The sequence below is a fragment of the Pseudomonas sp. KT_2_4 genome (genome assembly GCF_041410225.1).
In the GTDB taxonomy this organism is placed as follows: domain Bacteria; phylum Pseudomonadota; class Gammaproteobacteria; order Pseudomonadales; family Pseudomonadaceae; genus Aquipseudomonas; species Aquipseudomonas paracarnis.
Genome location: NZ_CP166962.1, coordinates 3055472 through 3068391, shown reverse-complemented (window position 1 = coordinate 3068391; position 12920 = coordinate 3055472). Strand labels below are relative to the sequence as shown.

General features: G+C 62.4%; 13 protein-coding genes. 10 read left to right on the top strand and 3 right to left on the bottom strand.

Annotation, left to right across the window (positions count from 1 at the left end; translation table 11 throughout):
* Positions 1–5 precede the first annotated feature (5 nt).
* The 10 genes from rlmH (at position 6) to AB9N64_RS14110 (ending at position 10007) form a co-directional block, all read left to right on the top strand.
* Positions 6–473 (top strand): 23S rRNA (pseudouridine(1915)-N(3))-methyltransferase RlmH, encoded by a 468-nt coding sequence (rlmH, locus tag AB9N64_RS14155; RefSeq protein WP_003176297.1) that lies wholly within the window; start codon positions 6–8, stop codon positions 471–473.
* Between the two features lie 15 nt (positions 474–488).
* Positions 489–2387, top strand: a complete 1899-nt coding sequence (mrdA, locus tag AB9N64_RS14150; protein ID WP_014720086.1) for a penicillin-binding protein 2 — start codon at positions 489–491, stop codon at positions 2385–2387.
* Positions 2388–2418: 31 nt separating this feature from the next.
* Positions 2419–3522, top strand: a complete 1104-nt coding sequence (gene rodA / locus AB9N64_RS14145) for a rod shape-determining protein RodA (protein ID WP_044268991.1) — start codon at positions 2419–2421, stop codon at positions 3520–3522.
* 17 nt (positions 3523–3539) lie between these two features.
* The gene (gene mltB / locus AB9N64_RS14140) at positions 3540–4550 is read left to right on the top strand and encodes a lytic murein transglycosylase B (protein WP_020301955.1); all 1011 of its coding nucleotides are present in this window, start codon (positions 3540–3542) and stop codon (positions 4548–4550) included.
* Complete coding sequence (locus AB9N64_RS14135) at positions 4550–5554, top strand: septal ring lytic transglycosylase RlpA family protein (protein WP_014720084.1); 1005 nt, start codon at positions 4550–4552, stop codon at positions 5552–5554. The genes mltB and AB9N64_RS14135 overlap by 1 nt, the downstream gene beginning before the upstream one ends.
* Positions 5555–5734: 180 nt before the next feature.
* Complete coding sequence (locus AB9N64_RS14130) at positions 5735–6892, top strand: D-alanyl-D-alanine carboxypeptidase family protein (RefSeq protein ID WP_014720083.1); 1158 nt, start codon at positions 5735–5737, stop codon at positions 6890–6892.
* An 85-nt stretch (positions 6893–6977) separates the two neighbouring features.
* Complete coding sequence (locus AB9N64_RS14125) at positions 6978–7259, top strand: DUF493 domain-containing protein (protein WP_005791752.1); 282 nt, start codon at positions 6978–6980, stop codon at positions 7257–7259.
* The gene (gene lipB, locus AB9N64_RS14120; protein WP_034126907.1) at positions 7259–7906 is read left to right on the top strand and encodes a lipoyl(octanoyl) transferase LipB; all 648 of its coding nucleotides are present in this window, start codon (positions 7259–7261) and stop codon (positions 7904–7906) included. The genes AB9N64_RS14125 and lipB overlap by 1 nt, the downstream gene beginning before the upstream one ends.
* 25 nt (positions 7907–7931) lie before the next feature.
* Positions 7932–8933, top strand: coding sequence for a lipoyl synthase (lipA, locus tag AB9N64_RS14115; protein WP_161793230.1), 1002 nt, complete (start codon positions 7932–7934; stop codon positions 8931–8933).
* Positions 8934–9086: 153 nt separating this feature from the next.
* Positions 9087–10007 (top strand): LD-carboxypeptidase, encoded by a 921-nt coding sequence (locus AB9N64_RS14110; RefSeq protein WP_371359485.1) that lies wholly within the window; start codon positions 9087–9089, stop codon positions 10005–10007.
* 115 nt (positions 10008–10122) lie between these two features.
* On the opposite strand, the gene AB9N64_RS14105 is transcribed toward AB9N64_RS14110, so the two are convergent.
* The 3 genes from AB9N64_RS14105 to holA all read right to left on the bottom strand — a co-directional run bounded on the left by AB9N64_RS14105 (position 10123) and on the right by holA (position 12885).
* Complete coding sequence (locus AB9N64_RS14105; protein ID WP_014720079.1) at positions 10123–11448, bottom strand: lytic murein transglycosylase; 1326 nt, start codon at positions 11446–11448, stop codon at positions 10123–10125.
* 61 nt (positions 11449–11509) lie between these two features.
* Entirely contained in the window at positions 11510–11674 is a 165-nt protein-coding gene (gene arfA, locus AB9N64_RS14100) for an alternative ribosome rescue factor ArfA (RefSeq protein WP_003176285.1), read from the bottom strand.
* Between the two features lie 173 nt (positions 11675–11847).
* Positions 11848–12885: a DNA polymerase III subunit delta gene (gene holA / locus AB9N64_RS14095; protein ID WP_003194456.1), complete on the bottom strand. Its 1038-nt coding sequence runs from the start codon at positions 12883–12885 to the stop codon at positions 11848–11850.
* Between the last annotated feature and the right edge of the window lie 35 nt (positions 12886–12920).

The window sequence follows — 12920 nt, the reverse complement described above, 5'->3', positions numbered from 1 at the left end:
CGGCTGTGCGCCTGCGTCTGATCGCTGTCGGTTCACGCATGCCCAAGTGGGTGGAAGAAGGCTGGCACGAATATGCCAAGCGTCTGCCCGCTGAGCTGTCGCTTGAGCTGGTGGAAATACCGCTCAATACCCGGGGCAAGAACGCCGACGTGGCGCGCTTTATCCGTCAGGAAGGCGAAGCCATGCTGGCCAAGGTCGGCCCCAATGAGCGCATCGTCACCCTTGAAGTGCACGGCAAGCCCTGGAGCACCGAGCAACTGGCGGTGGAGCTGGATCGCTGGCGCCTGGATTCGCGCACGGTCAATTTCATGGTCGGCGGCCCGGAAGGGCTGGCGCCGGAAGTCTGTGCGCGGGCCGATCAGCGCTGGTCGCTGTCGGCGCTGACGTTGCCGCACCCGTTGGTAAGGATTCTGATCGGTGAACAGCTGTATCGCGCCTGGACAGTTCTGTCCGGGCACCCTTACCACAAATAGCCTGCGCCGCCCCCGATGACCCAACCGATCCGCATCAAGGACCACGAGAAAGACGCACGTCTGGTACGCGCGCGGGTGGTGTTCGGTGCTGTCTTGGTGGTGGTGCTGATGTGCGTGCTGATTGCGCGGCTGTATTTCCTCCAGGTGATCCAGTACGACTATCACTCCACGCTGTCGGAAAACAACCGGGTGCATGTGCAGCCGATTCCCCCTACCCGTGGGCTGATTTTCGACCGCAATGGCGTGGTGGTTGCCGATAACCGGCCCAGCTTCAGCCTGAGCATGACCCGTGAGCGTTCCGGCGACTGGAAGCAGGTGCTCGATGTCATCGTCGAGGTGCTGCAACTGACGCCGGAAGACCGGGCCGTCTTCGAGAAGCGCATGCGGCAGGGGCGCCGGCCGTTCGAGCCGGTGCCGATCCTGTTCGAGCTGACCGAAGAGCAGATCGCCCGGATTGCGGTGAACCAGTTCCGCCTGCCGGGTGTGGAAGTGGTGGCGCAGTTGGTGCGGCATTACCCGCAAGGGCCGCACTTTGCCCACTCCGTTGGCTACATGGGGCGGATCAACGAGAAAGAGCTGAAAACCCTCGACCCGATCAACTACAGCGGCACCCATCATATCGGCAAAACCGGCATCGAGCGTTTCTACGAGGCCGAGTTGCATGGCCAGGTAGGTAACGAGGAAGTCGAGACCAATGCGCGTGGCCGCGTATTGCGCGTGCTCAAGCGCACCGATCCGGTACCGGGCAAGGATATTGTCCTGAGCCTGGACATCAAGTTGCAGGAAGCTGCCGAGATGGCCTTGGGCGGTCGGCGAGGTGCCGTAGTGGCGCTGGACCCGAAGACTGGCGAAGTGCTGGCGATGGTCAGCCAGCCCAGCTTCGACCCCAACCCGTTTGTGACGGGCATCAGCTTCAAGGCCTACGCCGAGCTGCGTGACTCCATCGACCGGCCACTGTTCAACCGTGTGTTGCGCGGCCTGTACCCCCCGGGCTCGACCATCAAGCCGGCGGTGGCGATTGCCGGCCTGGATGCTGGTGTGGTCACGGCCTCAAGCCGGGTGTACGACCCTGGCTACTACATGCTGCCCAACTACGACCACAAGTACCGTAACTGGAACCGCTCCGGTGACGGCTATGTCGATTTGGACACCGCGATCATGCGCTCCAACGACACCTATTTTTACGACCTGGCCCACAAGCTGGGGATTGATCGGCTATCTGCCTACATGGGCAAGTTTGGCCTCGGTCAGAAAGTCTCCTTGGACATGTTCGAAGAATCCCCCGGCCTGATGCCATCGCGGGAGTGGAAGCGTGCGACCCGCCGCCAGGCGTGGTTCCCTGGCGAAACCCTGATCCTGGGTATCGGCCAGGGCTATATGCAAGCCACTCCGCTGCAACTGGCCCAGGCCACGGCGCTGGTGGCGAACAAAGGCGTGTGGAACCGACCGCATCTGGCCAGGACCATCGAAGGCGAAAAGCCGGTGGACGACAACCCGATTCCGGACATCGTGCTGCGTGACCCGTCCGACTGGACCAAGGTCAACCATGGTATGCAGCAGGTGATGCACGGCGCTCGCGGCACCGCGCGCAAGGCGGCGGTCGGCGCGCAGTACCGCATTGCCGGCAAGAGTGGTACGGCCCAGGTGGTCGCAATCAAGCAGGGCGAAAAGTATGACCGCTCCAAGGTGCAGGAGCGCCACCGCGACCACGCCTTGTTTGTCGGCTTTGCGCCGGCGGAAGACCCGAAAATCGTGGTGGCAGTGATGGTCGAGAACGGCGAGTCCGGCTCCGGCGTCGCGGCCCCAGTGGTACGCCAGGTGATGGACGCCTGGCTGCTGGCCGACGATGGCCGGCTCAAGCCCGAGTATGGCGGCCCCCCTTCAAGCCCCGAGGTTACGGCCCGTGAAGAGTAATTTTGACCGCATCCTCTCCAGCGAAGATGTGATGCGTCGCCGTGCGACGTTGCTGCAACGCATGCACATTGATGGCCCTTTGCTGATCCTGCTGCTGACCCTGGCGGCCGGCAGCCTTTTTGTACTGTATTCGGCCAGCGGCAAGAACTGGGACTTGCTGATCAAGCAGGCGTCCTCGTTTGGCCTGGGCCTGCTGTCGATGGTGGTGATCGCCCAGTTGGAGCCGCGCTTCATGGCACGCTGGGTGCCCTTGGGCTATGTCGCCGGCGTGTTGCTGCTGGTGGTGGTGGACGTCATGGGCCACAACGCCATGGGGGCCACACGCTGGATCAACATCCCCGGGGTGATTCGCTTCCAGCCGTCGGAATTCATGAAGATCCTGATGCCGGCCACTATTGCCTGGTACCTGTCCAAGCGCACCTTGCCGCCGCAGCTCAAGCACGTGGCGATCAGCCTGATCCTGATTGGCGTGCCCTTTGTGCTGATCGTGCGCCAGCCGGACCTTGGCACCTCGTTGCTGATCCTCGCCGGTGGCGCGTTCGTACTGTTCATGGGCGGATTGCGCTGGCGCTGGATCCTCAGCGTGCTGGCCGCCGCCGTGCCCGTGGCGGTGGCCATGTGGTTCTTTTTTATGCACGACTACCAGAAGCAACGGATCCTGACGTTCCTCGACCCGGAGAGCGACCCGCTGGGCACCGGCTGGAACATCATCCAATCCAAGGCGGCCATCGGTTCCGGCGGGGTATTTGGCAAGGGGTGGTTGCTGGGCACCCAGTCTCACCTGGACTTCTTGCCCGAGAGCCATACCGACTTCATCATCGCGGTGATGGGCGAAGAGTTCGGCCTGGTGGGCATTTGCGCATTGTTGCTGATCTATCTGCTGTTGATTGGTCGCGGCCTGGTGATCACGGCCCAGGCGCAGACGCTGTTCGGCAAATTGCTCGCCGGCAGCCTGACCATGACTTTTTTTGTTTACGTTTTCGTCAACATCGGTATGGTCAGTGGCCTGCTGCCGGTGGTTGGGGTGCCGTTGCCATTCATTAGCTACGGCGGAACTTCGCTGGTGACATTGCTGTCAGCGTTTGGGGTTTTGATGTCGATTCATACGCATCGCAAGTGGATCGCACAGGTTTGAATAAGGTGAAGATGTCAATGCAAGTAATGCGCGGCTGGGCGACTCGGCATGCGACCTGGATGGGCCTGATCGGGCTGCTGGGGGCAACGCAAGAGGCGCAGGCCGGTGACTACGATGGCTCTCCCCAGGTTGCCGAATTTGTCGGTGAGCTGACCCGCGACTACGGTTTTGCCGGTGAGCAACTGATGGGCGTGTTCCGCGAAGCCCAGAAAAAGCAGGCGATCCTCGACGCCATTTCCCGGCCCGCCGAACGCGTCAAGCAGTGGAAGGACTATCGCCCGATGTTCCTCACTGATGCACGCATCGCCCGCGGCGTGGATTTCTGGCGCCAGCACGAGGCGGTACTGGCCCGCGCCGAGCAAGAATACGGCGTGCCGGCGCAGGTGATCGTCTCGATCATCGGCATCGAAACCTTTTACGGGCGCAATACCGGCAGCTACCGGGTGATCGACGCCTTGTCGACCCTGGGCTTCGATTACCCGCCCCGCGCCGAATTCTTCCGCAAGGAACTGCGCGAATTCCTGTTGCTGGCCCGCGAAGAGCAGGTCGACCCGCTGAGCCTCAAGGGCTCCTACGCCGGGGCGATGGGCTTGCCGCAGTTCATGCCGAGCAGCTTTCGGGCCTACGCGGTGGATTTCGACGGTGACGGGCACATCAATATCTGGAGCAACCCCGACGATGCCATCGGCAGCGTGGCCAGCTACTTCAAGCGCCACGGCTGGGTGGGCGGCGAGCCGGTGGTTATCCGCGCCGATGTCGCGGGCGAGCACGCCGACGAGGGCCTGACCCAAGGTATCGAACCGGTCAAGACCGTCGGGGAGTTGCGAGCGCTGGGCTGGTCGAGTCAGAATGCGCCACGCGACGACATGCCGGTGACGGCATTCCGCCTGGAAGGCGCAAATGGCCCTGAATACTGGATGGGCCTGAAGAATTTCTACGCAATCACGCGTTATAACCGCAGTGTGATGTACGCCATGGCCGTGCATCAGCTGTCAGATGAGCTGGTTCAAGCACGGGGCAACAAGTAATGCGGGTATCGCCGTTCAAAAAACCGCTCAAGCTGGTGGCGTTCGCCGCGTTGTCCTTGTTGGTAGCCAGTTGCTCCACCACGCCTAACCGTGCGCCGGCCAAGAAGGCCGGCGGCGCGGTCGTGCGCGCCCAGCCGGGCCTGGACATCAACCGCGCGCACAAAGACGGCGCGCCGTGGTGGGATGTGGATGTGTCGAAAATCCCGGACGCCACGCCGACCCTGCACACCGGCCCGTACAAGGCCAACCCCTATACCGTGCTGGGCAAGAATTACTTCCCGCTGCAGGAATCCAAGACTTACGTGCAGTCGGGCACCGCGTCCTGGTACGGCACCAAGTTCCATGGCCAGAACACCGCCAACGGCGAAGTGTATGACCTGTATGGCATGAGCGCGGCCCACAAGACCCTGCCGCTGCCCAGCTATGTTCGCGTCACCAACCTGGACAACAACCGCACGGTGATCCTGCGGGTCAATGACCGCGGGCCGTTCTATTCGGACCGGATCATCGACCTGTCCTACGCCGCCGCCAAGAAGCTTGGCTACGCCGAAACCGGCACCGCCCGGGTGAAAGTCGAAGGCATCGACCCGGCGCAGTACTGGGCCCAGCGCGGCAAGCCGGCGCCGTTGATGCTCAACGAACCGGCTACCCCGCAACCGCAAGTGACGGCCTCGACCGGCAAGATCGAGCAGTGGACGCCGCCGCCGGCGCAACATGCTCCGGATACCGTCGTCGTCCCTCACGCGGCACCGGGCGCCTCGATGGCGGGCGGGCAATACCTGCAGGTCGGCGCTTTCGCCAACCCGGATGCGGCAGAACTGTTAAGGTCCAAGCTCAGCGGTATGGTCAGCGCGCCAGTCTTCATCAGCTCCATCGTGCGTAACCAGCAAACGTTGCACCGTGTGCGCATGGGCCCGATCGGCTCGCCGAGCGAAGTGGCGCAAGTGCAGAACAGCGTACGCCTGGCCAACCTGGGGCAACCTAGCGTGGTCACCGCAGAATAAGTAACGCATTGATGGCTCGGGGGCGTCTGCGTGCCCGAGCCCTGGTTGTTGGCTCGTTGAACAATAAAAACCCAGGGGCAAGGGGTGAGCGGGCAACCGAACACGTGACAGTCTGGAAGCGGGCTGTCTGAATAGTTTTGCCCGCGAGGGCAAGTTTCCATAAGCAATTTCGAGAGACGGATGAACATCACCACCTTAGCCAAACGCACGTGCCTGCTTATCTCGCTGATCATCACCCCGGCCGCCTGGGCGGTTGAAATGGTGCCGGCCTCCCCGCAACTGGCTGCCAAGTCGTGGGTCCTCATGGACGCCGCCAGTGGCAACGTGCTGGTCGAAAACGGCGGTGATGTACGCCTGCCGCCTGCCAGCCTGACCAAGCTGATGACCGCCTACATCGCGACCCTGGAAATCCGTCGCGGCCAGATCGGCGAAAACGACCCGGTTACTGTCAGCGAAAACGCCTGGCGTACCGGTGGTTCGCGGATGTTCATCAAGGTGGGTTCGCAAGTGACCGTGAGCGACCTGCTGCACGGCATCATCATCCAGTCCGGTAACGACGCCAGCGTCGCCCTGGCCGAGCACATCGCCGGCAGCGAAGACGCCTTCGCCGACATGATGAACAAAACCGCCGGTGAGTTGGGCATGACCAACAGCCACTTCATGAACCCGACCGGCCTGCCGAACCCGGAGCACTACTCGTCGGCTCATGACATGGCGATCCTGGCGCGCGCGATCATCCGCGTTGACCCGGTGCACTACGCGATCTACTCCCAGAAGGAATTCTTCTGGAACAACATCAAGCAGCCTAACCGCAACCTGTTGCTGTGGCGCGACAAGACCGTCGATGGCCTGAAGACCGGCCACACCGACGAAGCCGGCTACTGCATGGTGTCGTCCGCCGTACGTGATGGCCAGCGCCTGATCGCCGTAGTATTCGGCACCAACAGCGAGCAGGCCCGTGCGGCCGAGACGCAAAAACTGCTGACTTACGGCTTCCGCTTCTTCGAAACCCAGACCTTCTACCAGAAGGGTGCTGAACTGGCGACCGCGCCGGTGTGGAAGGGCTCGACTTCGCAAGTCAAGGCCGGCCTGGCCGACGACCTGACCCTGACCATGCCTAAAGGCCAGCTGAAAAAGCTCGCCGCCAGCATGACCCTGAACCCGCAATTGGTTGCGCCAATCGCCAAGGGTGATGTGATCGGTAAGGTCGAAGTGAAGCTGGACGACAAGGTGGTGCACAGCGCCGACCTGATCGCGCTGGACGCTGTCGAGGAAGGTGGTATCTTCCGCCGCGTATGGGATAGCATCCGTCTATTCTTCTACGGCTTGTTCAACTGATTGTGTGCACCTGCAAAGCCCCGCGTTGATCCAACGCGGGGCTTTGCCCGTCGCCACGGCTTAGCGCTTACGAGGCTGTTCTGCCATGACCGATAAAGACGTAGAAGTAAAGGCGCCAAAGATCGAATTTCCTGTGACGGATTATCCCGTCAAGGTGATCAGCGATACCGGTGTCGGCCGCAAGGACAAGATTCTCGAAATCGTGCGCAAGCACGCGACGATCAACGACAACCGCGTGGACGAGCGCCAAAGCTCCACCGGCAAGTACACCACGATCCAGTTGCACATCGTTGCGACCGATCAAGACCAGCTCTACAACATCAACAGCGAACTGCGAGCCACCGGCTTCGTGCATATGGTGCTGTGATGTCGCAAGTCCTGGGCTTTCGCGAGCTCGGCCGGATGGCATACGAGCCGGTCTGGCATGCCATGCAGCGCTTTACCAATGAGCGCGGCACCTCGGCCCCGGATGAAATCTGGCTGGTGGAACACCCGCCGGTCTTCACCCAGGGTCAGGCCGGCAAGGCCGAGCACTTGCTGCTGCCGGGTGATATTCCGGTGGTGCAGGTCGACCGAGGGGGGCAAGTGACTTACCATGGGCCCGGTCAACTGGTGGCTTACCTGCTGCTGGACGTGCGCAAGCTGGGGTTTGGCGTGCGCGACCTGGTCAGCCGCATGGAGACGTGCCTGATCGAGCTGTTGGCCAGTTACGGCGTGACCGCCGTGGCCAAGCCCGATGCACCGGGTGTATACGTGGATGGCGCGAAAATCGCCTCCCTGGGGCTGCGCATTCGCCACGGTTGTTCCTTTCATGGCCTGGCCTTGAATGTGGACATGGACCTGGCGCCGTTCCGACGGATCAACCCGTGCGGTTACGCCGGGCTTGCGATGACCCAGTTGAGTGACCATGCAACATCCATAGAATTTGCCGAGGTAAGTGCCCGGCTGCGCGCGCAGCTCGTCAAACACCTCGACTATGCAGAGCAGACGACCCTGACGGGCGGAATCGATTGATATGACTACTGATGTTGTGCAAACCATGATCCCGACGCTGGACATCACTGAGCGTCCAGCCCCGGCCCCGCGTGCCAAGGTGGAAGCCGGCGTCAAGCTGCGCGGCGCCGAGAAGGTTGCACGCATCCCGGTCAAGATCATCCCGACCACCGAACTGCCGAAGAAACCTGACTGGATTCGCGTGCGCATCCCGGTTTCGCCGGAAGTGGACCGTATCAAGTCGCTGCTGCGCAAACACAAGTTGCACAGCGTATGCGAAGAAGCCTCCTGCCCGAACCTGGGCGAGTGCTTCTCTGGCGGCACCGCCACGTTCATGATCATGGGTGACATCTGCACCCGTCGTTGCCCGTTCTGCGACGTCGGTCACGGCCGTCCGAAGCCGTTGGACGTCAACGAGCCAGAAAGCCTGGCCATCGCCATCGCCGACCTGAAGCTCAAGTATGTGGTGATCACCTCGGTAGACCGCGACGACCTGCGTGACGGTGGTGCCCAGCATTTTGCCGACTGCATCCGCGAGATCCGCAAGCTGTCGCCGAACGTGATGCTCGAAACCCTGGTGCCGGACTACCGTGGCCGGATGGACGTCGCCCTGGACATCACCGCTGCCGAGCCACCGGATGTGTTCAACCACAACCTGGAAACCGTGCCGCGCCTGTACAAGGCTGCACGCCCGGGTTCGGACTACCAGTGGTCGCTGACCCTGCTGCAGAAATTCAAGCAGATGATGCCGCACATCCCGACCAAGTCCGGCTTGATGCTGGGCCTGGGTGAAACCGACGAAGAAGTCATCGAAGTCATGAAGCGCATGCGCGAACACGACATCGACATGCTGACCCTGGGCCAGTACCTGCAACCGTCCCGCAGCCACTTGCCGGTGCAGCGCTTCGTGCACCCGGACACCTTCGCCTGGTTCGCCGAGGAAGGCTACAAGATGGGCTTCAAGAACGTGGCCTCGGGCCCGTTGGTGCGGTCTTCGTACCACGCCGACGAGCAGGCCAAGCTGGTCAAGGCGAGCCTGGTTTCGTAAGCCGCCCCCAGAATCAATGTGAAATGCTGGCTTGTGTGGGAGCTGGCTTGCCTGCGATAGCATCACCTCGGTGTCACTGATACACCGAGGCGCTTGCATCGCAGGCAAGCCAGCTCCCACATTTCGTTCTGCGTCATATAGGGAGAACCATGGATGACCGCCGCCGTACCTGCACTGCGCCCCGAAGGCACCTTCGGCCTGATCGCCCCCGCCGGCCCCGCCGCGCTGGATGTTGAAAAAGCCGGGCAATGGATGCGTGCCCGTGGCTACCAATTGCACATTTTCCCCGGGGTGTACGAGCACGACGGCTACCTGGCCGGCAGCGATGAAGTGCGCGTGCGTGATTTGCATGCCGCCTTCGCCAGCCCCGATATCGATGCCATCCTTTGCCTGCGTGGCGGTTACGGCACGCCCCGTTTGCTCGACGCCCTAGACTTCGACCTGCTGCGCGCCAACCCGAAGCCGTTCGTGGGCTACAGCGATATCACCGCCTTGCATCTGGCCATCAACCGCTATGCGGGCTTTGTGACGTTCCATGGCCCGATGCTCAACGCCGACCTGCTCGGCGGCAAACAGCCACCCACCGAATCCTCCTTGTTCAGCCTGCTGCGTGGCCAGCGGGGCGCCGGCAGTGTGCTGCCGCACCCGATGCCCTACCCGTTGACCACAATCGAGCCAGGTGTGGCCTGTGGGCGCTTGCTGGGGGGTAACTTGTCGATGATCGCCGCGGTCATGGGCACGCCTTACGAAATAGACGCTGACGGCATCATCCTGTTTATCGAAGACGTCAACGAACCGCTCTATCGCATTGACCGTCTGCTGACCCACCTGCGCCTGGCTGGCAAGCTGGCCCAGGTCGCCGGTGTGCTGGTAGGGGATGTGGCTGGTGTGGATAGCGGGGAGTTGGCACGTCTGCTGAAGCAGTCCTTTGAGCCGCTGTGCATTCCAGTGCTGGCAGGCTGGCGCAGTGGGCATTGCGACCCGAACCTGACATTGCCGATGGGCGCCTTGGTGCGCCTGGATGCGGGGGAGCAGCGTGTGGTGTTGGAGCAGGATGTAGTGTTCAAGGCCTGATCGTTCCCACGCTCTGCGTGGGAATTCCTTCAGTGACGCTCTGCGTCACCCTCTTCAGCCGCGGACGCGGAGCGTCCAAGGCAGCGCTCCCACGCAGAGCGTGGGAGCGATCACTTCAGCGGTTCTGCAGCGACTCCAGCAACTTCACCGTCGGATACCCATCCGCCGGCCAGCCCAGTGCCTGCTGCGCAGCCCGAATCGCCTTGCGCGTGTTGGCGCCAATAATCCCGTCGGCATTACCCGCGTCATAGCCTTTGGCGCTGAGCGCCGTCTGCAGGTCTATGCGTTGCGAACGGCTCAGTGGCAGCTCATCTTTTGGCCAACTGCCCCGAATCACACCGCCACCGCCAAACCGCTCCGACAGCAAGCCAACCGCCAGTGCATAGGACGACGAATTGTTGTACTTGAGGATCGCGCGGAAGTTATCCAGCACCAGGAACGCCGGGCCACGGTAGCCGGCCGGCAGCAGCAGGGCGGCGGACAGCTGGTCGACATTGGCCGGCAGGCTCACGCCAGGCGGCAGTTGGATGCCCAGTTGCAGCCATTGCGCCACGGTCTTGCGCATGCCGCCATCGGCCAGGCTGTAGTCGAAGCCCGACGGCAGCGGCTGTACTTCAACGCCCCACGGCTGGCCTTTCTGCCAACCGGAGCTTTGCAGGTAATGCGCGGTGGAGGCGAGGGCGTCGGACGGGCTGTTCCAGATATCGCGGCGACCGTCACCGTCGAAGTCCACGGCATGGGTGTTGTAGGTGGTCGGGATGAACTGGGTCTGGCCCATCGCCCCGGCCCAGGAACCTTTCATCTGGTCGGCCTGAATATCGCCATGCTGGATGATCTGCAGCGCGGCCAGCAACTGCGCTTGCGCAAAGGCCGGACGACGTCCTTCATAGGCGAGGGTGGCCAAGGAGCGGATCACCGAGTTATTGCCCTGGAAAGCGCCGAAGTTGCTCTCCATGCCCCACACCGAGACCAGCGCCTGGCGGTCGACGCCATAGCGTTGCTCGATGCTTTGCAGAATATCGGCGTACTTGACCAGCAGTGCCTGGCCATTGCGCACGCGCACCGGCGACAGTGCTCCGTCGAGGTACTCCCACACCGGGCGGGAAAATTCCGGTTGGCTGCGGTCGGCGCGAATCACCGCCATATCAGGTGTGACGCCGGCAAAAGCGTTATCGAACACGGCCGCAGTGATCCCGGCCTGCAGCGCTTGCGCACGGAAGCCAGCTTGCCATTCGGCAAAGGTCTGGGTCGGCTGGATATCGAGATTGTCCACCGCCAACGGGGCCACCACGGCAGGCGCGATAGCCGGGGCCGTCTGGAGCTTGGGCAGGGGTTGAGCGTCCGCAGCGGTAGGTTTTTCGGCGCAGGCGACAAGCAGAATGAGGCTGGAGGCAGCGATCAATTGGCGCAGGTGCCAATGACGAGAAAGACGAGAGGGCATGCACAGGTCCAGGGGTTACAAATCAGGTACAGACCTTATCATGCCAGAGGGGCGCTTGCCTTCAGGCAGCCAGAAAGTAAGAAGCCTCCCAGCTATTAGACTGGAAGGCTTCGCGGCGGTAGCTGCCTTTGCCTTTGCCGGCGCGTTCCTGGCGGCTGCGGAACAAGGGCTGGGCGATGATGGATTTGGCCTTGTTGGGGCCATGCTTGGATGGCTTTTTGCTCATGGTGGATTCTCTCGCTTGAGGGTGGAATGCAGCGGTGCAAATCATCTGCCGAAGTGGGCCGGCTGTAAAGCCCGTCGATAGGTGGGAAATGTTGCAAATAGGCAGTGGGCAGAGTCAATGTGGGAGCTGGCAAGCCAGCTCCCACAGGGTTTTGTGCCGTTGTACAGAGGTGGTTATTCGGCAGGCAACGCCAGGCGCTGGCCAGCCATCAACAGCGACAAGCGGCTCAGGCTCATCCACGGCGAGCCGGCCGCCTGGCCTTTGATCTGTGCGTCGATGCGCTGCGCTTCCAGTAACAGTTGCGCCCAGCGTTGCGCCGAGTGCCGTTGCAGGGCTTTGCTCATCAGGGGTTTGCGTTTGTCCCACACCGGCGGCCTGGCCTGGCTGAAGCATTTGTCCAGCGGTGTGCCTTGGCTGTATTGCAGGGCAATGTTCGCCAGCACCCGCAGCTCACGGGCCAGTGCCCACAGAATCACCGGCGGTTCCACTCCTTCGCCACGCAGGCCTTCGAGCATGCGCAGGGCGTGGGCGGGCTCGCCGTTGAGGATGGCGTCCACCAGGCCGAACACATCAAAGCGTGCGCTATCGGCCACTGCGCCTTGCACGGTTTCGACGGTGATCTGCCCGTCTTCAGCCATCAACTTGAGCTTTTCGATCTCCTGGGCGGCGGCAAGCAGGTTGCCCTCGACCCGAGCGGCGATCAGTTCCACGGCATCCTGTGTCGCCGCCAGCCCTGATTGCGACAGGCGCTGACGAATCCACTGCGGCAACTGGTTGCTGTCCACCGGCCAGATCTGGATGAACTGAGTCTGTGGACCTTCAACCAGGGCCTTGCCCCACTTGGTTTTCTGCGCGCTGCCGTCAAGCTTGGGCAGGCTGACCAGCAGCACGGTGTCTTCGGCGGGGCGCGAGCAGTATTCCATCAGAGCCGCCGCGCCTTTATCGCCCGGCTTGCCCGAGGGCAGGCGCAGTTCCAGCAGGCGTTTTTCGGCAAACAGCGACATGCTCGCGCCAGCTTGCAGCAGCGTGCCCCAGTCGAAACTGGCGTCAGCACTGAACACCTGGCGTTCATCGAAACCTTGCTGGCGTGCGGCGGTGCGGATAGCGTCGGCCGCTTCCTGGCACAGTAGCGGGTCGTCGCCGCTGACGATGTACACAGGCGCAAGGCCACCTTGCAGGTGTTTGGCGAGTTGGGCGGGGGCAAGTTTCATAGGCAGGGCGAACGGGGCGCCAGGGGCGCCCCGTC